The following is a 21,890-nucleotide window of genomic DNA, read 5'->3' on the forward strand; positions in this document are numbered from 1 at the left end:
CGGGGGCCGGTGCGCCGGAGCCGCCCGGAGCGGCCGGGCGGGCCGCCGGATGTCCGCGTGTCGGGTGCGGCGCGACCTCCGGGCTCCATATCGTCGGGTGTCCGCCGAATCAGCCGAGTCCGCCGCAGGACCGACACCCGTGGGAGCGTCGCATGCCCGGCCCAGCACAGCAGCCGTCCACCCGCCCGGCCCGCCCGTCCGACCCCTCCGGCGGGACCGCCGCCGCCGAACCGGCCGCCGCCGCCGAAGCGTCCGGGCACGGCGCCGACACGGCCGACGTCATCGTGGTCGGCGCGGGCCCCGCCGGCTCCACCGCCGCCTACCACCTCGCCCGGACCGGCCTGGACGTCCTCCTGCTGGAGAAGTCCGCCTTCCCCCGGGAGAAGGTCTGCGGTGACGGCCTCACCCCGCGCGCGGTACGGCAGTTGATCGATCTCGGCATCGACGTCTCGGAGTCCGCCGGCTGGCTGCACAACCGGGGACTGCGGATCGTCGCGGGCGGACGCCGGGTGGAACTCGACTGGCCCGAACTCTCCGCCTTCCCGAGCTTCGGACTGGTCCGCCGCCGCGCCGACTTCGACGAACTGCTCGCCCGCCGCGCCGCCGCGGCCGGCGCCCGGCTGGTCGAACGGGCCAACGTGGACGGCCCGTTGCTCGACGAGCGGACCGGCCGGATCACCGGCGTCACCGCCCGGCTGGGCGAGGAGCGCCGCCCCGCCGCCTACCGCGCACCCCTGGTCGTGGCCGCCGACGGCAACTCCACCCGGCTCTCCCTGGCGATGAAGCGCTACCGCCGGACCGACCGCGCGATGGGCGTCGCCTACCGCACCTACTTCACCACCCCGCGCCACGAGGACCGCTACCTGGAAGCCTGGCTGGACCTGCGCGACCCGTCGGACCCGGACCGCCGCCTCCTACCCGGCTACGGCTGGGTGTTCGGCATGGGCGACGGCACCGCCAACGTCGGCCTGGGCGTCGTCGACACCGGCGCGGTGTCCGGCGACGTGGACTGGAAGCACCTGCTCCGCCGCTGGTGCGAGAACCTCCCCGCCGACTACGGCTACCACCCCGAGGCCGTCACCGAGCCCATCCGGGGATCCGCCCTCCCGATGGGCCTCAACCGCCAACCCCACTACGCCGACGGCCTGTTGCTGATCGGCGACGCGGGCGGCACGGTCAGCCCCGCCACCGGCGAGGGCATCGCCTACGCGATGGAGTCCGGCCGCTACGCCGCCGAGACCGTCGTCCAGGCCCTCGCCCGCCGCACCGACCGCGGCCGCGACCTCGCCCTGCGCGCCTACCCCCAGACCCTCCGCGCCGCCTACGACGGCTACTTCGCACTCGGCCGCCTCACCGTCGCCGCCCTGAGCCGCCCCCGCCTGGTCGGCGCCGCGGGCGCGGCCGGCCTCGGCAACCCGGCACTCCTGCGCGCGGCCTTCCGCCTGATGGTCAACCTGACCGAGCCCAACTCCCGCGACGCACTGGACCGCCTCCTCCACATCCTCGGCCGCCTCGCCCCCAGCAACCGAGGCTGACCCGCCCGCCCGCCCATCGGAGCGGAGTTCAAGGCTCGGGTGCCCGACCAGCTCCGTCCTGGGCCCGGCGCCTCCCGGCCGGAGGCGCCGGACCCACGGACCGGACGGGCCCGGGGCACCCGCGATCCGGAGTGCCGGACTCCCCTGTCTCGGGTGGCAGCCGTCAGCCGCGCAGCCATTCCTGGTGCGCGCGTTCGGCGATCTCCGCCAGCACCCAGCGGAGGGCCTCACGTCCCCGCCCCGGGGTCTTGATCGCAGGGCAGCACCGGGGACGCGGTGAGCGGGTGGTTTGCCTGCGAGTGCGGTGCGTCCACGGTGGTGAGGGTGGGTGTGCAGCCCTGCGCGTGAGGCGTCGCGTCGTTCCTGCTTCGGTGCTGCAGAGCCTGGCGTGGGCCCATGGTCGATCACCACGCCATGAGCCCTGCCACCAACCTCCGTGGTCAGTACATCTGGTCGTTGAACCAGGCGCGGCCGTCGGGGGAGAGGAAGGTGCGGAGGACGAAGGCGCCGAGGGCGATGCCGGTGAGGGCGGCGAGGGAGCCGGTCAGGAGGAGGGCGGCGGCGGTCGCCACCGAGAGGGCCTCGACGACGACCACGGTGGTCCTGGTCCAGCCCGCGCGGCGGGAGGCGAGGCCGGCGCAGGTGCCGAGCAGCAGGCCCACCAGGACGGAGGCCATCGCGATGAACCGCACGGGGGCGACCTCGCCGCCCTGGTTGCGGCCGAGGGCGGCGAGCAGCATCAGGCCCGCGAAGCCGCTGAGTGCGGCGTGCACCCACACGCCCGCGACCGCCCACCTGACCGACGGCGGCATTCGCCGTGCTGCCCACTGGTCCGTCATCGCTGACCACCCCCGGTCGTCGGGCGGCCCTGGTCGGTGACTGGGCCGTACCGGCGAGGATCGGGCCGGTCCGGCGGGCTGTCAATGGAACGGATGCGCACCGCGTCGGCGCGGTCACCGTCCGCCGCTGGTTGGGTCGGCTGTCCCGACCCCGGCTTGGGGGCGCGACATGACGGCCCGCGAGCCCCCGAGGACCGGTCCGCGCGGGGTCGGGCCACCGGTGCCCCCCGGCTTCGCCGGTCCTCCTCGGCCGGCTCGGCGGACGGCTCGTCCGGTGTGGCGGCGTCGGCGGTGAGCGTGGTGGTCATGGCCCGATCGTGGCACGGCCGGGCGCCGGCGCCGACCGCGTTCCGGACAGCTGCGAGTCGTCACCGAGAGTGACCGGAGGTCGTGGGTGGCGCCCCCGGCCCCGCAGCGGGATCCGCGGTGGCCGTGCCGGGCGGAGCCGGGGGTACGGGCCTAACCTGGAAGGGCGCGCCGGTGCGCGGTGCGGAACGGGAACGGTGGGCCATGACGGTCGTCTCGGCGGCACTCTTCGGGGCCGGTTGGCCTGCGACGTCGCGCGGTGCCGCCGCCCTGCTGCGCGAGTGCGCGGCACGGGGCTGGACGGTGGTCCTGACCGCCCCCGGCCCGAGTGGGACGCCGGCACTCACCGTGACCGATCCGGGCCGTGATCCGGTCCGGGCGGCGCTCGACCTGGTCGACGGGAAGCCGTCGCACGCCGTGTTCGTCGCCGCGAGCGCGCCCGAGGTCCGGGTCGCGCGGCTGGCCGGAGTGCCCTGCGTCGCGGTGCTCGGCCCCGGCGCCACGGCCGCGGAGCTGCGGGCGGCGGGCGCCGCCGAGGTGCACCCCGACGCCGCGGCCCTGTTGTGTGCGCTGGACGACAGCCTGCTCGCCCGTCCGCGGGCGTTCGGTGACCGTCGCCCGGCCGCCTCCGGCGCCCTCGCGGGCCGGAGCGGTTAGCGCACCCCCCGCCGGGCAGTCGCCCGGCCGGGATGTCGTCGTCACCGAACGTGCCGGAGGTGACCGAGATGGACGGACCCGCTTTGAGCGGGCGGGAGCGGCGGCTCCTCGCCGAGATCGAGTGCGATCTGAGCCGGGACACCCGCCTCGACCGGCGGTTGAGCACGATGGGAGCCGCACGGCCGCGCCGCTTCGGGAGCGCGTTGCGTGGCTTCGGCCGCCGATTGCCGACCGGCGTGCTGATGACGGCGCTGGTGATGGCGGCGCTGTGCCTCAGTGTCGCGGTGCGCAGGCCGACGGCCGTCGTGGCGATCGCCACGGCCGCCGTGTGGGTCGGCAGCGTCATGATCGCGGCCGGCCTGTCGGTCGTGCTGCGCCGCCACCGGCGGCACCGAGTGGATCCGGCCAACGGCTCGCCGGACCGTGGGGAGCGCCGGGACCGGGGGCCGTGGCCCGGGGAGCACCGGAGCTGGGGCCCGTACCGCGACCGGGACGACCACCCGGGCGGCAGCCACCCGAGCGGCGGCCATCCGCGCGGCAGCCACCCGAGCGACGGTCCGAGCGATGGTCCGGAGGACGACCGCGACGACCGGGGCCGCCGCGAACGCCGCCCGTGGGACCACCCGGAGGCGTGATGACCACCGACCTGCGGGAGTACCGCCCGGGCTCCCACCACGCCGCCGACCTCGCCCTGGTCGGCTACGAGGTCGAGGCGACGGACGGCCCGCTCGGCCGGGTCGAGCAGGACGCCGGGGACCATCTGCTGGTGGACAGCCGGCCGTGGGTACCGGGTGCCCCGGTCCTGGTCCCGATCGCGGCGGTCGCCCGCGTCGACCACCTGGAGCTGGTCGTCCACCTGGACTGCCCGCGCGCCCGGGTCCGCATCGCCCCGCCGCCCGCCGCCGTCGAACTGACCGCGTACGGCGCGGCCGCCGCCGACCTGACCGCGTACGGCCCGGCTGCCGCCGACCGCGCCGACCGGTCCGGTGCGCGCCCCGGGAGCTGAGCCGGTGCCGGCCGCCGTGAACGCCGACGGGCGACGAACGGGGTGGCCCGGATGCCGCTGACCGTCCTCACCGGCCGGACGGTCGCCTTCCTGGTCGCCCCCGAGGGCGCCGAGCAGGTGGAACTGACCGTCCCCTGGCAGGCCGTGGCGGAGGCCGGCGGCACGCCGCGGCTGCTGTCCACCCGCCCCGGACTCGTCCACGCGTACCGGCACCTCGACCGGGCGGACGCCTTCCCCGTCGACGACGTGGTCGGCGTGGCGCACCCGGGTGCCTACGACGCCCTGGTGCTGCCCGGGGGAGTCGCCGGCTCCGACTTCCTGCGCCTGGACCGCGCGGCCGTGGCCCTGGTCCATCGACTGACCGCCGCCGGTCGGCCGGTCGCGGTGACCGGCCACGGCGCGTGGACGCTGATCGAGGCGGACGCGGTGCGCGGACGCACCCTCACCTCCTGGCCGGGCATCCGCACCGACCTGGTGAACGCCGGCGCCCACTGGGTCGACGAACCGGTCCACGTCTGCCGGGACGGCCCCGGGCTGCTGGTCTCCGGCCGCCGGCCGAGCGACCTGCCGGCCTTCACCGAGGCCCTGGTGACGGAGTTCGCGCACACCCGGCCGGCCGGGGGCCCGCACCCGCCGTGGGCCGTCGCCCACGAGCCGGCCCCGTCCCGCCACACGGCGGCGGAGCCGGAGCGGGACTGACAGCGTCGGCGATCAAGCGTCGGCGATCAGGCGTCGGCGTTCAAGCGTCGGCGTTCAGGCTTCGTCCTTCAAGCATCGGCCTGCAAGCATCGGCGTTCAGTCGCCGCGCAGGCGGACGAAGAGGGCCTTCGGCGGTCGGCCGGTGACGGTCACCTCGGCCCGCAGCGGGGCGGTCAGCGGCCGGACGTCGCCGTACTGCGGATCGTGGACGGGCGCGCCGAGCCGGCCGGCCGCCAGCTCCGCCACCTGCCGGGACTGGAGCGGTGACAGCGGCGGGGAGGACAGCAGCACCCGGCCGTCGTCCAGCTCCAGGACCACCGCCCGGGGCCGGGCGGGCGGTCCGGTCACGGCGCGGACGGTGGCGTCCACGGTGTCGCCGCGCCGGTACTTCACCCAGACCCGGCCCGCCCCGCGCGGCCGGTACGCCGAACCGGCGGCCTTGCAGACCAGCCCCTCCACGCCGGTGTCGGCGAGCTGCTCCATCCAGGTGAGCGCCTCGGCCCGGTCGGTGGTCGCCAGGACCGGCTGGACCGGCGGCGGCACCTCGGCCAGCGCGGCCAGCAGCAACCGCCGCCGGTCGGCCAGCGGCAGGGACCGGACGTCCCGGCCGGGCAGGGCGAGCACGTCGAAGGCGATCAGCCCCAGCGCGACATCCGCGGCGGCCCGGTCCTGCCTGGTCCGCAGCAGCTCGTCGAAGGCGAACCGGCCACCGCGCCAGGCGACCAGCTCCGCGTCCAGCACCAGCCCGGCCGGCAGCCGGGCGACGGCCGCGGCGATGGGCGGGAACTCGGCGGTGAGGTCCCGTCCGGAGCGGGACTGGAGGAACGGCGGGCGGTCCGGCCCCCGGGCGAAGGCCACGCAGCGGAAGCCGTCCAGTTTCAGTTCGTAGAGCACCCCGCCGCCGCCGAGGCCGTCCGCCGGCGGCACGGCGGGGACGGCGGCCGGGCGCATCACCTCCACCGGAGGCGTCAGCACCACCGGATCGCGGCTTCCGGACGGCGGGGCGGCGGAGGTCCCGGCTCCGGCTCCGGCGCTGCTCCGACGCGGCGCGGCCGTGGGCAGCGGCCGGGCCCGCGCCGGGTCGAGCAGCGGCCCGAGCGGATCGCCGTGGGCCGCCAGCCGCTCCGGTACCTCGGCGATCATGAACACCAGTTCCGCCGCCGACCCGGCCGCGTCCAGCTCCGCCCAGGACAGCGGCGCCGACACCGTCGGCCGCTCCTGCGCCCGCACCGTGTACGGGGCGGCCGTGGTCTTCTTCGCCGAGTTCTGGGACCAGTCGACCAGCACCCGGCCGGTGCGGCGGGCCTTGGCCATGGTGTGCACGACCAGCTCCGGACGGGCCGCCTCCAACCCGGCCGCCAGCTCCTTCGCGTAGGCGGACACCCGGGCGCTCGGCGTGGGCTCCAGCGGCACCAGCAGATGGAGGCCCTTGCCGCCCGACGTCTTCACCCAGGCCTCCAGGCCGTCCGCCGCGAGCCGCTCGCGCAGCAGCCCGGCCACGGTGCGACAGGTCAGGACATCGGCCCCCGCGCCCGGATCGAGGTCCAGGACCAGCCGGTCGGCCAGCCCGGGCGCGGCGGCGTGCCACTGCGGCACATGCAGCTCCAGACAGCCCAGGTTGACCAGCGAGAGCAGCCCGCCGCCGTCCTCCAGCACCACCTGGCGCAGTTCACCGCTGCTGCTCGGCACCTCCACCGTGCGCACCCAGTCGGGCGTGCCGGGCGGCGGGTGCTTCGCCACGAACACCTCGGCCGCCACGCCGTCCGGGCAGCGCAGGAAGGACACCGGGCGGTCGCGCAGATGCGCCAGCAGGGCGGTGTGGACGGCGGCGTAGTAGCGCAGGACCTCGCCCTTGAGGGTGCCGGTCCGGGGGTAGTAGACCTTGTCCAGGTGCGAGAGCGCGAGGGTGCGCCCGTCGACCGTCATCTGCGGCATCGCCGCCTCCGGGGCTGCGCGCGTCCCCGGCCCCCGGCGCGGCCCTCCTGGGCCGCCCGGGTCCACCGGGCCCGTCGCGGCCAGTCTGCCCGCGGCAGGGGTGCGGCGCGAGCCGTCCCGGCCTGGTCGCGACGGCGCGGCAGACCGCCGGGTTGCTCGCCCGGGAGACCGGGCGGGACGCCCGGACGGGTGCTGGTCCGGCCGGAACCGGTCGTCGAGGTCGCCCTCGACGGCCTCCGGCGCAGCCCCCGCCACCCCGCCGGGCCGGCCCCGCGGTCCGCCCGGGTGGTGCGCTACCGGCCGGGCAAGAGCGCCGCCGAGGCCGACACGGTGGCTCCCCCGTACGGGAGTTGGCCACCGCCGAAGGTTGTGAGGCCGTCCGCGCGGCCGGGTCCGCCGACCCGGCCGGCAAAGTACAGCGGGTTGAAACGCATTGCGCCCCAATCGCGGTTCACGCACAGGAGCCGAATCGGCCATTCTCGATCCGGCCACCGTACCCCTCCGTGAACGGACCAGCCACGGCTAGGTTGACCGTGACAACGAGAGGCGCCGCCGGGCAGCCGGCGCCGCCCTGGCGAAAGGTGCCCGACATGCAGGTGAGCGTCGACCGGGACCGTTGCTGCAGCTCCGGCATGTGCGTTTCGAACGCCCCCGCGGTCTTCGACCAGGACGACCGGGACAGTCTCGTGATGCTCCGTCAGACCGTCCTGCTGCCCGAGCAGTTCGCCGACGTCAGGCTCGCCGCCGAGCTCTGCCCGGGCCGGGCGATCACCGTCACCGGGGACGGGCCCGCGCGGACCGGGGCCTGACGGACCCCGGCCGTCGGCCCGCAGGCCGCCGGGAACCTTCCGCGCCCCGAACCCCACGAGAACACCCGCGACGTGAGGAGACCCCCGCCTTGACCACCGCACCCACCGCACCCGCCGCACCTACCACCCCCGTCCTCCCGCTGCCGGCCCGGCACTCCGGCGGCTGCCCGTTCGGCCCGCCGCCCGCGTACCCCGAGGCCGCCGCCACCGGGCCGGTGACCAGGGCCGAGCTGCCCGACGGCGACCTCTGCTGGCTGGTCACCGGCTTCGCCGAGGTCCGCACCGTGCTGTCCGACCGCCGGTTCAGTGCTGACATACGCCACCCGGCCTTCCCGCTGCTGGTCGCCGGCGCTCGCGAGCTGATCACCGACAATCCGGACTTCCTGCGGCTCGACGACCCCGAGCACGCCCGCCAGCGCCGCATGCTCACCGGGGAGTTCCTGGTCAAGCGGGTGGAGGCGCTGCGCCCGGAGATCCAGCGGATCGTGGACGAGGCACTGGACCGGATGACCGCGGGCCGGACCGCGGCCGACCTGGTCACCGACTTCGCGCTGCCGGTGCCCTCGCTGGTGATCTGCCTGCTGCTCGGCGTGCCGTACGAGGACCACGACCGCTTCCAGGGCCTGAGCCGCACGATGCTCAGCCAGGAGAGCACCGTGGAGCAGCTCCGGGAGGCCCAGGAGGGGGTCCTGGACTACCTGCGCGACCTGACGGCCCGCAAGCGCGCACAGCCGGAGGACGACGTCCTCAGCCGACTCGCGGCGCGGGACGACCTGACCCCGGACGACGTGGCCGCCACGGGCGTGCTGCTGCTGGTCGCCGGGCACGAGACGACCGCGAACATGATCGCGCTGTCGACCGCGTTGCTGCTGGAGCACCCCGAGCAGATCCCCGCCCTGGCCGACCCGGCCGCCCTGCCGGGCGCGGTGGAGGAGCTGTTGCGGCTGCTGACCATCGTGCACACCGGCCTGCCCCGGGTGGCGCTGGAGGACGTGGAGCTGGGCGGCGTCACCGTCCGGGCCGGGGAGGGCGTGATGGCGATGCTCTCCACCGCCAACCGGGACGAGGCGGTGTTCGGCGGCGCCGGCCATCGGGCGACGGACGAGCTGGACCTGGGCCGGGACGCCCGGCGGCACGTGGCGTTCGGCTTCGGCGTGCACCAGTGCCTGGGCCAGCCGCTGGCCCGCGCCGAACTCCAGATCGCCCTGGAGACACTGTTCCGCCGGCTGCCGGGGCTGCGGCCGACCGGCGAGCGCGAGTTCCGTACCGACTCGTTCATCTACGGGATGCGGTCACTGCCCGTGACCTGGTGAGCGGGGCCCGAGGGAGGACTCTCACCGGAGTACCAGGTAGTGTCCGGGCACTGCTGATCATCGGATCGAGGGGAACGCCATGAGTGGACCGATCACCGCTGTCGCCAGACTGAAGGCCGCGCCTGGGCAGGAGGAGTCGGTGCGGGTCCAGGCGCTGTCGCTGGTCGCGCCGACGCTGGCCGAACCGGGCTGCGTGTTCTACCGCCCGTACCAGGACCCGCTCGACCCCGCGTCCTGGGTGGTCGTCGAACAGTGGGCGAGCCGGGCGGACTTCGACGCCCACCTCGTCGCGCCGCACATGGCCGAGGCCTTCGCCGCCGGTGCCACCCTGCTGGCCGGCCCGCCGGAACTCCAACTCCTCACCGACCTGGCCTGACACCCGGGCCGAGTACCGGGACGGCGACCACCGGTGGGCGCGACCGCACACTCCAGCGGCCGGCATTACTGGCCGAGGGCCTGGACAGAGTCCTGGGCAGCGACGGTGAATGCCTCGTCGAGGACCTCGAGACGGCGGCCACCAGCGCTGGCGACGGACCCCTCCCGCCGGCGCCGCCGCCGACCGTGCGGGCGGCGGCGCGGCGGCCGGTCTGCGCCAGGAGATCGAGGCCTTCACCACCACCCCCACTTCGGCCCTCGTCCGGTGACCCTGCGGATAGGCTCCGCAGCCATGACCCCACTCCGCCTGACCGGCCCCGAGCTGGCGCTGCGCGAGGTCGAACCTGACGACACCGGCGACCTCCTGGCGATCTACGGTGACCCCGACGCCACCCGGCACCTCAGCTTCGAACCCCGCACCCGCGAGCAGGTCGAAGCGATCACGGCCCGCTCCATCGACTCCGCGCACGCCACCCCGCGTACTGAGTACTGCCTGGCCGTGACCCGACGCGGCGAGCGCCAGCTGATCGGCTACGCGCGCCTGGCCACCGAGCCGCAGCAGGCCGCCACCATCGGCTTCGCCCTCCACCCGGCCGCATGGGGCAAGGGCCTCGGCACCGAGACCGTCCACCTGCTCTGCGCCCTCGGCTTCAACGTCCTCGGCCTGCACCGCATCTGGGCCGCCCGGTCACCGCTCAACGAAGCCTCGGCCCGGACCCTGCTCCGGGCCGGGATGACCGAGGACGGCCGGATCCGGGACCACGTCTTCGTCCACGGGGCGTGGCGCGACTCGATCACCTACTCGGTCCTGGAGCACGAGTGGGCACCGATCGACGGCCTGGACACCGACGGAGCCGCCGAAACCGATCGCCGACCCAGCCCGGGAAGGTGATCCCGTGCTGCCCGAGCCGCCCGGTAGTACTCGCTACTGAACCTCCGAAAGTCACGGCCCGAGCAGGGCGAGTGCGGTGCGGACCAGGGCCTCGTCGGTGGCGGGGTCGCGTTCGCCCGCCACCCCGGAGCGGAAGAGGGAGGCACCCTCGATCAGCATGATGAACACCCCGGCGCGGGCCCGGCGCTCCTCCTCCGGGACGTTGGGGTGGCGGCGGGCGACGAACGCCGACACTTGGGCCCGGTAGTCGCCGTAGAAGCCGCGTACGGCCGCCGCCACGGTCGCGTCCCGGGCGGCCAGTGCCCACACCTCGACGAACAGCCGCATCAGGCGGGCGTCCTCCTGCTCGGCCAGCAGTGCGGTGACCACCCCGGGGGCTGCCTCGGGGGCGGCGGCGTCGGCGGAGAGCAGGGGGGCCAGGCGTTCGGCCGACCGCCGCAGCACCCGCTCCAGTACGGCGGCGACCAGCTCCGCGTGGGTGGGGAAGTAGTACTGGAGGTGGCCCAGTCGTACGCCGGCTGCCGCCGCCACGGCCCGCATCGTCCACTCCGGCCCGCCCTCGGCGACCAGGACCTCCTCGGCGGCGTCCAGCAGGGCCTCCCGTCGTTCCGCGCCCTTCCGCCCCCGCCCTCGTGCCGGGCCGGCGGACGGGCCGGCGGACGGGCCGGCGGACGAGGTGGCGGACGGGTCGGCGGACGAGGTGGACGGGGCCGGGTCGGGTGTGGTGCTCATGCGGCAGCATCCAAGCCCGGCGCGGAGCTGATGTCCACCGTGACCTCCAGGGCGGCGAGGTCGGCCACCACCCCGGCCGGCCTGGGCGTCTGCTCGGGGAAGGAGACGCCGGCCGGTGCCGCCGCCGCGCCGTCCGAGCCGAGGGCGCGGCGGAGGGCGAGCAGGCCGCCGACGGCGGTGAGGTGGGCTTGGCCGGACCGGTCCTCGACGACCGCGGTGAGGGTGCGGCCGGCGTGCCCGACGTCGACGCGCAGCAGTGCGGTGCCGCCCGCGCCGGGGGAGTACAGCAGGGCGCGGCGGGCGGACTGCCAGCGCTCGCCCCGGCCCCAGCGGAAGAAGCCGGTGTGCTTGGCGGCCAGCAGGGTCCGGGTGCTGAGGTCGGAGCTGAAGCCGATCCGGGTGGTGGCGGTCGTGGTGCCGAGGGTGAGCGGCAGGGTGAACTGCTCGGGCGTGTCGATCCGGGCGACCCGGGTGGGGTGGTCGCCGATCCGGACGGTGTGCGCGCCGGTCAGCGGGGTTACGGTGTGGCGCCGGCCCTCGCTGATCACCTCGTAGTCCAGCCCCAGCCGGTCCATGAACTCCACGGAGTCCGCGCCGGCCCGGTCGGCGAGGTCCCAGCGGATCGAGGTCTCGACCCGGTCCGCGCCGCCGAGGCGTTCGGCCAGTGCGGCCGTGACGAGTCCGACCACGCCGCCCATCCAGGCCGAGGAGAGCAGCACCGGTGCGGTGGGGCGCAGCAGCGCGGCCACGGTGGCGGCCCGCTGCAGCCGGACGGTCCAGCGGGTGACGTCCACGTACGGGACGCCGGCGCGGGCCGCCGCCCGCAGCACCCGGTCGTCGGGGTCGTTGACGACGCCGACGACGGCGCTCACCGCCGCGGTGAAGGGCGCCGGGTCGGCGAGGTCCCAGCGGCGGACGGTGGCGTGCGGGGCGCCGCCGAGTTCGCGGACGAGGGCGGCGCCCCGCTGCTCGGACCGGCCGGTGAGCAGGACGGGGCGCTCGGCCGCGACGAGGCGGGCGAGTTCACCGCCGACCGTCCCGTAGCCGCCGACCAGCAGGACCGGTCCTCGGGGGTCGAGCGTGAGGAGGTCGGGGCTGTCGATGTCGGGGGCCTGAGTGTTCTCCGAAGTGGGCATACGCAAAAACTAGGTCAGGTGACCTAAAAATTGCAAGACGGCAGAGACTCGACAGTTCACGGCCGCTGCCCGGCACCCTGGCCGGTCACCAGGGCGTATGCGTCCGCGACCAGGTCCTCGACCCGTTCCCAGTCCACCGGGGGCACGTCGAGGCGGACGCCGACCCAGCCCCGGTGGCCGACGTAGGGCGGGCGGAAGAAGCGCTCCGGCTCCTCGGCGACCAGGAACTCCTGCGCGCCGGCGGCCGCCGGGCACCAGAACGCGAGGCGGTCGTCGTGGTGGTGGTCGGCGAGCATCACGAACACCCGTGCCCGGCGGCCGGGACCGGCGAACCAGGTCGGCTCGCCGTGGCTGACCCGCTCGTCCACCTCCGGCAGGGCCAGGCAGACGGCCCGCAGCCGCTCCACGGCCCGCAGCCGCTCCACGGCCGCCACGCCGTCGGTCGGTCCCTGGCCCGCCGCGCCGTCGGTCGGTCCCGGGATGGGCCGGTCCGCCGGCGCCGGTCGGTCGACGTCCCGCACCGCTCAGCCCGCCGAGGGGCGCGGGGCGCCCCGGTAGGAGCCGAAGTACCAGTGGTTGCCCTCGGGGTCGGCGGCGGCGAAGTCGCGCGAGCCGTAGTCGGTGTCGTACGGCGCGGTGGTGATCCGCGCCCCGGCGGCGGCCGCCCGTGCGTGCAGGGCGTCCGGGTCCGCCGTCACCACATAGGCGGAGAAGGTCCCGGGGCCGCCCGGCCAGGGCTCACCGCCCTCGGGAGCCGGCCGGTCGGAGCCCAGCATGATCCCGCCGCCCTCCGGCCGGGCCAGTTCGGCATGGGCGACGAACTCGCCCTCGCCGTAGGCGACGACCTCCTCGAAGCCGAACGCCTCCCCCAGGAAGCGGATCAGCGCCCGGGCGTCACGGGCCCGCAGACTGGGCCAGACCTGCGGGGCGGGCGCCGCCCCGCCGCCGGTGCCGCCGCTCGCGGCCGTTCCCGTGCTGCCCGCGTCGCCGTTGCCCGCGCCGTCGTTACCCGCGCCGCCGCTGCCCGCGCCGTTGCTGTTCGCGCCGCCGTAGCCCGCAGTGTCGGCATCCATGGCCGGTACCTCCTCCGTTCGGGGCGACCGGCCCGGACGAGGGGCCGGTCCGCCGTCATGCCTCCCACTCTGGCCCGGGCCCGGCCGCCCCGCCTTGGACGTTTCGGAACTTCGCCGCGTCCGGCCCCTCCTCGGCGAGCCAGACCGTCGGCGCGCACCCCGCCAGCGTGCGGAACTCCCGGGCCAGATGGGCCTGGTCGAAGTACCCGCAGCGCACCGCCAGCTCCGCCAGCCGGGGCGCCGGGCCGGGCGCGGCCAGCAGTCGCCGGGCGCGGTCGAACCGGATCACCCGGGCGGCGGCCTTCGGCGTGAGCCCGGTCTCCCGGCGGAACCGGTCCAGCAGGTAACGGCCGCTCCAACCGGTCTCCTCGGCGAGCGCGGCCACCGGCAGCGCCCCGCCGCTGCGCCGGAGCGCGTCCCAGGCCCGCAGCACCTCGGGCGGCACCCGGCCGGACGGGTGTGCGAGCCGCAGCAGTGCGCCGTCCAGTGCCGCGAACCGCTCCGGCCAGGTCCGCGCCTCCCGCACGGCCTCCTGGAGCCGCTCGGCCACCGCGCCGAGCACCGCCTCCGCCGGGACGTCCAGCTCGGCGAGTTCCCCGGCGGGCAGCCCGAACAGGGCCCGCGCCGCCAGCGGGTGGACGGCGACCTGGATGCCGGACTGCCGGCCCTCGTGGCTGATCAGCGCCGGGGCCGTGTGCAGCCCGCCGAGCAGGGTGGCGAACCGGCCGGGTGGCTGCGCCGGGTCCGGGTGGCGCGCCATGGTGAGCGGTTCGTCCAGGGTCACGATGAAGGTCAGGTACGGGGACGGCAGACCCCGGTGCAGGGCGGGCGGCAGGCCCCGTTGGCGGTAGCCCGAGTACCAGGCCACATAGGGGCGCAGCGCCGTCGCGGGCCGTGCCCGGACCGCCTCGTCGACCGGGTCGGGGGTGGTCGTCACCGCTGTCCGGTCCGGCGCCCGTACCCCGCCGGGCGCCCCGGCGAACTCCTCCGTCACGCCCCCAGTATCGTCCCGCCGGGCCCCCGGCCACGCACGGAAAGCACCTCCCCACCCCGCACGGAACCCGCCTCCCGGCCACGTTCGGCAACGGCCTCCCCGCCCCGCATGGAACCCGCCTCCCGGCCACGCTCCGCGACGGCCCACTCCGGATGCGCTCGCGGACCTCCGGCACCCGTGCGTAGGGTGGGCGCACCGGAACACCCGGTGCTCGGGGGGAGACCCTGAGGAGGAGTCCCCGTGACTACTGCCCGAGACATCATGCACGCCGGCGCCCAGTGCGTCGCCGCCGACCAGAGCCTCGCCGACGCCGCCCGGATGATGCGGGACATGAACGTCGGCGCCCTTCCGATCTGCGGCGCGGACCAGAAGCTGAAGGGCATCATCACCGACCGCGACATCATCGTCCGGTGCATCGCCGAGGGGCGGGACCCGGCGGCCGTGAAGGCCATGGAGCTGGCCGGCCACCTGCACTGCGTCCACGCGGACGACAGCATGGACGCGGTGCTCCACAAGATGGAGCAGCACCAGATCCGCCGCATCCCGGTCATCGACGGCGACCGGCTGGTCGGCATGATCAGCGAGGCCGACCTCGCGACGGGCCACCGGGAGGGCCAGCGGCTGACGGACCAGCAGATCGTCGACTTCATGGACAGCGTCTACATGTCCCGGTGACGCTGCCGCCGGTGACGCCGCCGCCCGTCGCCGCCGCCCGTCGCGGAGGCCCACTGCGGAGGCCCGTCGCGGAGGCCCCGGGGACCCCCGTGCCGCACCGGCGCGGGGGTCCCGCCCGCTCCGGGCGGTCTGTAACAGAATCCCCGGACCGGTTAACGCCTGCGCCCTCCCGCGGCTCTTGGTCGTAGAAGTGTGGGAACGACGACAGGAGCAGTGGTGGATCCCGTGACGGGCTCGGTGGTGGCAGGTGTACTGGGGCTGGTGGGCGCCTTGGTCACCCTGGTGGGGCAGTTACGGCCGAGCCGACGGGACCGGCAGCCGCCCCCGCGGCCCCCGGTCGTCGTCGTCCTGGCGCTCCGCGCACGCCGGGCCGAGGACGACGGGGCCGGGCGGCCGAGAGGGCCGGGGCGGTCGGAGCCGCACGAGGAGCGGGGTCACGGCGCGCATGAGTGAGACCGGCCCGGAGGGGGAGGCCGCGTCGGCGGCGTCCCTCGGCCACCTTCCGGCCCCTGCCGACGGCAGCGGGACCGGAGCCAGGAACGGCGAGTTCGCGTACTTCTACCGCACCTGCCTCCGCCGGCTGGTGGCGTTCCTGATGTGGCAGGGGGCCCCGGCCGCGCTGGCCGCGGACCTGGCCCAGGACACCATGGTCAAGGCGTACGAGCGGTGGGACCGGATCCAGTCGCCGGAGGCGTGGTGCCGGAGAGTCGCGTCCCGCGAACTCGTGCGCGCCTTCAGCCAGGTCGAGGACAGCATCGAGGAACTCGCGCTCGAACCGACCTCGCTGCTGCCGGCCCCGGGGCACGCCGCCGAGTGGGAGGGCGAGCAGGAGGTCCTGCGGCTGCTGGGCGGTCTGCCCGCCCGTCAGCGCCAGGTCCTGGCGTGGACGCTGGACGGCTACACGCCGACGGAGATCGCCGCCGAGCTGGGCATGCGGCCCGCGGCGGTCCGCGCCAGCCTGTTCAAGGCGCGGCTGGCCGTCTCCAGCAGAATGACCGATCGAGAGGGGGAATGATGGCCGAGCGCGGTTCTCCCGAGCGCCGCACCCGTGACTTCTCGGACCGGATGGCGGCGCTGCGGAAGTCCTTCCTGCACGGGCTCGACACGCATCTGGACGTGGAGGCCGGGCTGCGCGAGGTGATGCTGTGCGCCCGTCACAAGGAACTGGCGGAGGACCTGGACGCCGTGCTCGACATCGAGGCCGGTCTCGTGTCGGTGCTGTCCCGCGGCACGGCCAGGACGGAGTTCGAGGAAGCGGCCGCCCCGCTCTACGACGTCGGGCTGATGCACCAGCGGTTCGAGCTGATCGGCCCCGAGCAGCGCCTGGTGCTGCGCGGGCACCCGCTGGTCACCTCGGCCATCCTCGCGGACCTGCTGATCCGCACCGTGCTGCTGGCCCAGGACCTCACCTACGGCCTCGGATTCGGCCGGTACCACGGGATGCCGCTGCAGCGGGCGGTGTTCGCCGCCCAGGGGGTCGCCCGGGGCATCGCGCAGGAGCTGGACCGGCGGGCCGCCCTCGCCTGGGACCTGCGGGACCTCGCCCACGAGATCGTCGCGCTGCTCGAACCCCACTACCCGGAGATCGACCGGGCGCGCCGGGTCGGGCAGGTCCTGGTGCGGGAGATGGTGACCACGATCGACAAGCGGGTGCGGACGGCGGACCACCCGGCGATCGCCGAATTCCTGCGCGCCTGCGAGGTGTTCATGTACGCGGTGGTCGGCGGGGACCTCACCCGCGCGGTCCGGGAGGTGGAGTACCTGTCCCGGGTGCTGGTCGAGCAGGTCGGCGAACTGCTCGAACTCGGTGAACCGGAGACCCTGGACCTGGAGTTCCTGGCCGAGGTCCTGGACGACTTCACCACCGCCGACCTCACCTCGGTCGACCTCGCCGGGGTCGACCTCGCCGGGGTCCGCTGGTCCGAGCTGCGCACCCGGTGGCCCGCCGCCATCAGCGTCGACCAGCTGCGGGCGGACTCCCGGGAGACGCTGCCCGGGTCCGGGATCTACGTCGTCCGGCCGGGCACGGGGACCCGTGACGTGACCAGGGTCTGAACACGCCGGGCGGGCGCGGCGCCGGGGGTCCGGCACCGCGCCCGCGCGGGCAGGAAATAGGGCACTCAGGCGATCAGGCCATCAGACGTTCAAGAAGTCAGACGATCAGACGTTCAAGAAGTCAGACGATCAGACATTCGAGAAGTCGGACGATCAGCAGGTGAGCACCGGAGCGGCCCAGTCGGCGTGGTCGCTGTTGGTGCCGTCGCCGCCGTCCGTCACCACGAGCCGCAGCTCGTTGGCCCCGGCCAGCGCCGCCGTCAGGTGCTTGACGCCGGACGCGGAGGTGACCTGGCCGCTGTCGGCGACCTTGGTGTCGTCGGCGTAGACCTCGAAGGAGACCGAACCGCGGCCCTGGGCCTCGGCGTCGATGCCGACATCGGTGCTGATCGAGGAGCAGGCGCCGCCGAGGTAGTAGACGATCTCGCTGAAGGCGTTGACGCCCAGGCCCTTCGCGTAGGTGGCGCCGCCGATGTTGATGGCGCTGCCGTCACGGGCCTGGTTGCCGCCGTTGCTCATGTCGCGCTCGACCGGGCCCCAGCTGTTGCCCGCCGCCGACCAGTTGAGGTCGGAGAGCTGGTACGTCCCGGCGGCCGGACCGTCGCCGCAGGCGACCCGGACGTTCGCCCAGTCCGCGTGGTCCCAGGAGGTGCCGTCGCCGCCGTCGGTGACGACCAGCTTCAGGTCCTGCGCCCCGGTCAGGTCGGCGGTGAGCCGCCGCGCCGGGTCCTGGCCGGTGACCGGACCGCTGTCGGCGGCCTTCACCCCGTCCTTGAAGACCTGGAACACCACCGAGCCGTGGCCGTAGGCGTCGTCGTCGATGCCCACGTCGGTGACCAGGTTGCGGCAGGTCCCGCCGAGGTGGAAGCCGATCTCACTGGGGGCGTGCACCCCGAGGCCGTTGGCGAACTGGGCGCCGCGGATGGTGATCGTCCCGCCGTCGCCGGCCACGTGGTCGCCGTTGCTGCGGTCGCGCTCCACCGGGCCCCAGAAGTTGGCCGCCGAGGTGAACGGCAGGTCGCTCAGCCGGGTCACGCCCGAGGGCGGGGAGACCGGCGAGCTCGGGGTGACCCGGAACATCGCCGTGCCGTGTCCGGGCACGACCGCGCTGATCGCGCCGTTGCCGGTGCTGGACTTCTTCGACCACAGGTCCTTGACCTTGTAGGACTCGGCGCCGCCGATCCCGACCGCCTGCGCGGTGGTGCTGATGGTGGCGTCGTAGGAGCCCTCGTTGGTGAGGGTGACCGAACGGCTGCCGTCCGCCAGCGGCTTGCTCATCACCACCAGGCCGTTCTCCCGGGAGACCACGGCGCCCTGCTTGCCCAGCGGGTCCTGGTCCACCGCGATCACATCGGTGTTGGTGAGGATCTCCAGGGTCTCCGGCTCGGCGGACCGCAGGTCGGTGCCGATCATCAGCGGGGCGGCCATCTGCGCCCAGAGGCTGAAGTGGGTCCGGTACTCGGTGCCGGTCATGCCGCCGTTGCCGACCTCCAGCATGTCCGGGTCGTTGAACGCCCCGGCCTTGGCGTAGTTGGCCAGGCCCTGGTTGGCCTGCGCGATGGAGATCATGCTCTGCCAGTCGTCGCTGATGTCACCGGTGGTGCGCCAGGAGTTGCCGACCGGCTGCGCCCAGTTCCACGGCCCGGTGCTGCCCCACTCGCAGATGCTGTAGAGGATCGGGCGGCCGGTCTTCTTCAGCGCGTCGCCCATGGCCTTGTACCGGGTCCGCGCGTCGATGCCCTTGTTGTTGCAGTTGTCGTACTTGAGGTAGTCGACCCCCCAGGAGGCCCACAGGTCGGCGTCCTGCTGCTCGTGGCCGAGCCCGCCGGGGAAGCCCTTGACGTCACAGGTGTGGTCGCCGGCGCTGGAGTAGATGCCGAACTTCAGGCCCTTGCCGTGCACGTAGTCGGCGAGGGACTTGATGCCGTGCGGGAAGCGGACCGGGTCGGCGACCAGGTTGCCGGCCGCGTCGCGCTGGGGCAGGGCCCAGCAGTCGTCGAGGTTGACGTACTGGTAGCCGGCCGCCTTGAGGCCCTTGGAGACGAAGATGTCGGCGATGCCCTTGATCATCGCCTCGTTGAACTGGGCACCGCAGTAGGTGGAGTTCCAGTTGTTGAAGCCCATCTGCGGCGTCAGGTTGAGGCCGTTGTCGAGGGCCGCGGCTGCCGGTGCGGTCGCGAGCTGGAGGCCCACCGTCACGGCGCCGCCGCCGGCGAACAGGGCTAATGCGGTGAGCGCGGACGCGGCACGGCGCGCCGGTCGGGCGTCGGGGGTTCGCACGAATCCTCCATCGGGGGAAAGGAGTTGGACGGGGGAAACAGACCGGCCGGCCTGGCGGGGGAGCCGGGCGGCAGACCGGTCGGACCGGCGGGAGGGGTCGGGCGGGCGGGGCCGGTGGAGCGGTCCGCTCAGTTCAGCGGCGTCCAGGCCTGGCCGGCCGCGGCCGGGTTCGGCGGGCTGAGGACCACGGAGGACGTCGGCGCGGACCGCGGGGCGTCCAGCGCGAGTCCGCTGCCGACGTTGGTGATGGTCAGCGCGCCGGTGGTGGCGTTCTGGGTGACCCGCCACTTCTGGCTCGGGCTGTTGGGGTCCCAGCGGTTGAGCACCCAGGCGGGCGAGCCGTTGCCGCTGCCGCCGGTCAGGGTGCCGTGGGTCTGGGTGGGCGTGGCGCAGTTGTCGGTGATCCGGACGGTGCCGTCGGGGTTCGGGGTGAACTTCCACTGCTCCGAGGTGTGCCAGTCCCACCAGGTGTTGATGTCGGTGCTCGAACCGTCGGGCGCGGAGCACGTCCCGATGACCTCCAGCGCCTGTCCGCCGGTGCCGCCGGCGCTGATGCCGTGGTAGCGGCCGTCGCCGACGACCGCCGCCGGGACGGTGCTGGGCAGCGCCTTGAGGCGGTACATGGAGACGCCGTGGGCCGGGACCCAGCCGCCGATGGAGCTGGTGTAGGTGCCGGTGGCGCCGGTCCAGAGGTCCTTGGCGGTGTAGCCGGGGCCGGTCAGTCCGAGGTCGGCGAACGTGGTGGTGATGTTCCGCCAGCCGGACGGGTCCTGGTTGACCAGCAGCACCGCGGTGTCACCGTCGGCGAGTTGGCGCTTGAGGACGATCGGGTCGGTGGCGTTGGTCGGGACGTGGCCGACGAGGGTGGCGGGCTTGGCGAGGCGGTCCTGGTTCACCGCGATGACGTCGGCGTTCTTGTAGACCGCCAGGGCCGAGTCGCTGATGCCGGTGGACCAGGTGTAGCCCTCGGAGCTGCGCCGGGAGTCGGCGGCGGTGCGCAGGTCGGCGCCGCTGATGAGCGGGGAGGCCATCATGGCGAGGACGGACATCTCGCTGCGCGACTCGTCGTCGGTCATCGGCTTGTGGCACACGCAGTTGTCGGTGGTGCCGTAGATGCCGTAGGGGTTCAGCCACCCCGCGAACATCATGTCCATGTCGTTCCAGCTGCCGGGCCGGACGTTGGCCGGGTACTGGAGCGTGGTCCGCAGCTGGCCGTTGTACAGCACGCCGTCCAGGTCGGGGCCCCGGTCGCCGCCGATCCGGCACAGGTTGGCGACCTGGCCGCACCACTTGCCGGTGGGTGCGTAGCCGGGCGCCTCGCGCTCGGGGGTGCCGGCGGCGACCACGACCGGGTCGGTGCGGGCCGGGTCGTCGGAGGCGAGCAGGTAGGGCACGCCGGAGTGCACCGGCTGGGCGGACACGCTCAGGGTGACCTTGGGCCGGTTCTGCGCGGCCGAGGCGGCGTCCAGGGCCCGGCGGAAGTCCTGCACCCGGGCGTAGATGGAGCGGGTGAGCTCACGGCCGATGCCCTGGGTGTAGTAGTCGTGGCCGTCGGGACCGATGATCTTCGGCCCGTAGGGACAGTCGTCGTACTTCACGTAGTCGACGCCCCAGGAGACGAAGTCGGCGGCGTCGACGTTCTCGTGGCCCAGGCTGCCGGGGCGGCCCTGGCAGGTGGTGTAGGTGGTGGTGGCGTAGAGGCCGAACTTCATGCCCTTGCTGTGCGCGTACCAGGAGAGGTACTCGATGCCGTTGAGCGTCCGGCCGTTGACGGTGTGGGCCGGGAACGTCTCCGGGTCGGGCACCAGGTGACCGCTGGTCGGGTCGGTGCCGTTGCCGTCGGTGCCGCTGACCGGGTTGTGGTTGGCGTCGTACAGCTGCATCGCGCCTTCGGCGGTCTTCGCGAAGTTGGCGCTCTGGCCGTCGCGGTGGCCCAGCGACCACCCGTCGTCGATGGTGACGGTGTTGTAGCCGGCCGCGACCAGGCCGCGGGAGACCATGAAGTCGATGGTCTGGACGACCTCTTCCTGGGTGACGCCGGTGCCGAGGGTGTTCCAGGAGTTCCAGCCCATCGGCGGGGTGAGGGCCTGTCCGTTGTCGACGGCGGCGGCGGGGGTCGCCGAGGGGCCGAGGGCGAGCGTGCCGAGTCCGGCCGAGGCGAGGGTCAGGGCGAGCAGCGTGCGGGGCACTGCTCGGAGCGCTGCCCGGGGCAGGCGGCGGGGGAGGTGGCGGGGGAGGTGCGGCGCAGTTCTGCGCATGGGCGCTCCAGGGCGCGAGTGGGGGTGGGTGGGGGTGAGCGGGAAAGCGTGGGGGTTGTGTGGAGGCGCTGAGGTGCGGCGTGCCGGGGAGTCGCCTTGATGCTTTCTGTCTCTTTTTCGAACAGAAAGCAACGCAGCATAGACATGGCTGAACCTGTCGCTCAAGAGGGCGTGCAAGCTCAGGAGGCCGTTGTCATTAGTTGTCCCATATGGCGTGTCACGACTTGATCTCGGCGGCGGGTGGCACTTGACGGCTCGTCAGGGCGCGGTGTGATATTTCACATCGCGTTTGAATGTGTTTGGTTCTGCTGATGAGGAGCG

The 21,890-nt window shown here is 74.5% G+C and carries 21 protein-coding genes and 2 pseudogenes; 13 read left to right on the top strand and 10 right to left on the bottom strand.

Annotation, left to right across the window (positions count from 1 at the left end):
* Window positions 1-152: 152 nt before the first annotated feature.
* Window positions 153-1,535, top strand: coding sequence for a geranylgeranyl reductase family protein (locus SM793_RS18285; protein WP_320439268.1), 1,383 nt, complete (start codon window positions 153-155; stop codon window positions 1,533-1,535).
* Window positions 1,536-1,975: 440 nt separating this feature from the next.
* Here SM793_RS18285 and SM793_RS18290 read toward each other — a convergent pair whose 3' ends face one another.
* Window positions 1,976-2,308, bottom strand: coding sequence for a hypothetical protein (locus tag SM793_RS18290; protein ID WP_320439269.1), 333 nt, complete (start codon window positions 2,306-2,308; stop codon window positions 1,976-1,978).
* A 576-nt stretch (window positions 2,309-2,884) separates the two neighbouring features.
* Here SM793_RS18290 and SM793_RS18295 point away from each other — a divergent pair.
* The 4 genes from SM793_RS18295 (at window position 2,885) to SM793_RS18310 (ending at window position 5,042) form a co-directional block, all read left to right on the top strand.
* Complete coding sequence (locus SM793_RS18295) at window positions 2,885-3,337, top strand: hypothetical protein (protein ID WP_320439270.1); 453 nt, start codon at window positions 2,885-2,887, stop codon at window positions 3,335-3,337.
* Window positions 3,338-3,405: 68 nt separating this feature from the next.
* Window positions 3,406-3,972, top strand: a complete 567-nt coding sequence (locus SM793_RS18300) for a hypothetical protein (protein WP_320439271.1) — start codon at window positions 3,406-3,408, stop codon at window positions 3,970-3,972.
* A complete protein-coding gene (locus tag SM793_RS18305) occupies window positions 3,972-4,343 on the top strand; it encodes a hypothetical protein (RefSeq protein ID WP_320439272.1) in 372 nt (123 codons plus the stop codon). The genes SM793_RS18300 and SM793_RS18305 overlap by 1 nt, the downstream gene beginning before the upstream one ends.
* 51 nt (window positions 4,344-4,394) lie before the next feature.
* Complete coding sequence (locus SM793_RS18310; protein ID WP_320439273.1) at window positions 4,395-5,042, top strand: DJ-1/PfpI family protein; 648 nt, start codon at window positions 4,395-4,397, stop codon at window positions 5,040-5,042.
* 96 nt (window positions 5,043-5,138) lie between these two features.
* Here the strand turns inward: SM793_RS18310 and ligD are convergent, their stop codons facing one another.
* The gene (gene ligD, locus SM793_RS18315; protein WP_320439274.1) at window positions 5,139-6,977 is read right to left on the bottom strand and encodes a non-homologous end-joining DNA ligase; all 1,839 of its coding nucleotides are present in this window, start codon (window positions 6,975-6,977) and stop codon (window positions 5,139-5,141) included.
* 590 nt (window positions 6,978-7,567) lie between these two features.
* Here ligD and SM793_RS18325 point away from each other — a divergent pair.
* The 5 genes from SM793_RS18325 to SM793_RS18345 all read left to right on the top strand — a co-directional run bounded on the left by SM793_RS18325 (window position 7,568) and on the right by SM793_RS18345 (window position 10,366).
* Complete coding sequence (locus SM793_RS18325; RefSeq protein ID WP_320439275.1) at window positions 7,568-7,786, top strand: ferredoxin; 219 nt, start codon at window positions 7,568-7,570, stop codon at window positions 7,784-7,786.
* An 89-nt stretch (window positions 7,787-7,875) separates the two neighbouring features.
* Window positions 7,876-9,099, top strand: coding sequence for a cytochrome P450 (locus SM793_RS18330; protein ID WP_320439276.1), 1,224 nt, complete (start codon window positions 7,876-7,878; stop codon window positions 9,097-9,099).
* A 79-nt stretch (window positions 9,100-9,178) separates the two neighbouring features.
* Window positions 9,179-9,475 carry a putative quinol monooxygenase gene (locus SM793_RS18335; RefSeq protein WP_320439277.1) on the top strand — a complete coding sequence of 99 codons (297 nt, stop codon included), beginning with the start codon at window positions 9,179-9,181 and terminating at the stop codon, window positions 9,473-9,475.
* 109 nt (window positions 9,476-9,584) lie between these two features.
* A complete protein-coding gene (locus SM793_RS18340) occupies window positions 9,585-9,743 on the top strand; it encodes a hypothetical protein (protein ID WP_320439278.1) in 159 nt (52 codons plus the stop codon).
* Between the two features lie 23 nt (window positions 9,744-9,766).
* A complete protein-coding gene (locus SM793_RS18345; RefSeq protein ID WP_320439279.1) occupies window positions 9,767-10,366 on the top strand; it encodes a GNAT family protein in 600 nt (199 codons plus the stop codon).
* Between the two features lie 51 nt (window positions 10,367-10,417).
* On the opposite strand, the gene SM793_RS18350 is transcribed toward SM793_RS18345, so the two are convergent.
* The 5 genes from SM793_RS18350 to SM793_RS18370 all read right to left on the bottom strand — a co-directional run bounded on the left by SM793_RS18350 (window position 10,418) and on the right by SM793_RS18370 (window position 14,301).
* Window positions 10,418-11,098, bottom strand: a complete 681-nt coding sequence (locus SM793_RS18350; protein WP_320439280.1) for a TetR/AcrR family transcriptional regulator — start codon at window positions 11,096-11,098, stop codon at window positions 10,418-10,420.
* A complete protein-coding gene (locus SM793_RS18355) occupies window positions 11,095-12,234 on the bottom strand; it encodes a saccharopine dehydrogenase (RefSeq protein WP_320439281.1) in 1,140 nt (379 codons plus the stop codon). The genes SM793_RS18350 and SM793_RS18355 overlap by 4 nt, the downstream gene beginning before the upstream one ends.
* A 56-nt stretch (window positions 12,235-12,290) precedes the next feature.
* A complete protein-coding gene (locus SM793_RS18360; RefSeq protein WP_320439282.1) occupies window positions 12,291-12,668 on the bottom strand; it encodes an MmcQ/YjbR family DNA-binding protein in 378 nt (125 codons plus the stop codon).
* 90 nt (window positions 12,669-12,758) lie between these two features.
* Window positions 12,759-13,307, bottom strand: a complete 549-nt coding sequence (locus tag SM793_RS18365; protein ID WP_320439283.1) for a VOC family protein — start codon at window positions 13,305-13,307, stop codon at window positions 12,759-12,761.
* 55 nt (window positions 13,308-13,362) lie between these two features.
* A complete protein-coding gene (locus tag SM793_RS18370; protein ID WP_320439284.1) occupies window positions 13,363-14,301 on the bottom strand; it encodes a helix-turn-helix domain-containing protein in 939 nt (312 codons plus the stop codon).
* Window positions 14,302-14,541: 240 nt separating this feature from the next.
* Between SM793_RS18370 and SM793_RS18375 the strand changes: the two genes are divergently transcribed.
* From SM793_RS18375 to SM793_RS18385, 3 genes are all read left to right on the top strand, one after another.
* Complete coding sequence (locus tag SM793_RS18375; RefSeq protein WP_320439285.1) at window positions 14,542-14,976, top strand: CBS domain-containing protein; 435 nt, start codon at window positions 14,542-14,544, stop codon at window positions 14,974-14,976.
* Between the two features lie 445 nt (window positions 14,977-15,421).
* Entirely contained in the window at window positions 15,422-15,991 is a 570-nt protein-coding gene (locus tag SM793_RS18380) for a sigma-70 family RNA polymerase sigma factor (protein ID WP_320439286.1), read from the top strand.
* Window positions 15,991-17,031 (top strand): hypothetical protein, encoded by a 1,041-nt coding sequence (locus tag SM793_RS18385; RefSeq protein WP_320439287.1) that lies wholly within the window; start codon window positions 15,991-15,993, stop codon window positions 17,029-17,031. The genes SM793_RS18380 and SM793_RS18385 overlap by 1 nt, the downstream gene beginning before the upstream one ends.
* 153 nt (window positions 17,032-17,184) lie before the next feature.
* Here SM793_RS18385 and SM793_RS18390 read toward each other — a convergent pair.
* The 3 genes and pseudogenes from SM793_RS18390 to SM793_RS18400 form a co-directional block, all read right to left on the bottom strand.
* Window positions 17,185-17,601, bottom strand: a pseudogene (locus tag SM793_RS18390) (NPCBM/NEW2 domain-containing protein); the annotation flags it as partial.
* A gap of 36 nt (window positions 17,602-17,637) precedes the next feature.
* A pseudogene (locus SM793_RS18395) lies at window positions 17,638-19,311 on the bottom strand (NPCBM/NEW2 domain-containing protein); the annotation flags it as partial.
* 128 nt (window positions 19,312-19,439) lie between these two features.
* Window positions 19,440-21,569 (bottom strand): hypothetical protein, encoded by a 2,130-nt coding sequence (locus SM793_RS18400; RefSeq protein WP_320439288.1) that lies wholly within the window; start codon window positions 21,567-21,569, stop codon window positions 19,440-19,442.
* Window positions 21,570-21,890 lie beyond the last annotated feature (321 nt).

The sequence above is a fragment of the Kitasatospora purpeofusca genome, assembly GCF_034043715.1.
In the GTDB taxonomy this organism is placed as follows: Bacteria; Actinomycetota; Actinomycetes; order Streptomycetales; family Streptomycetaceae; genus Kitasatospora; species Kitasatospora purpeofusca_A.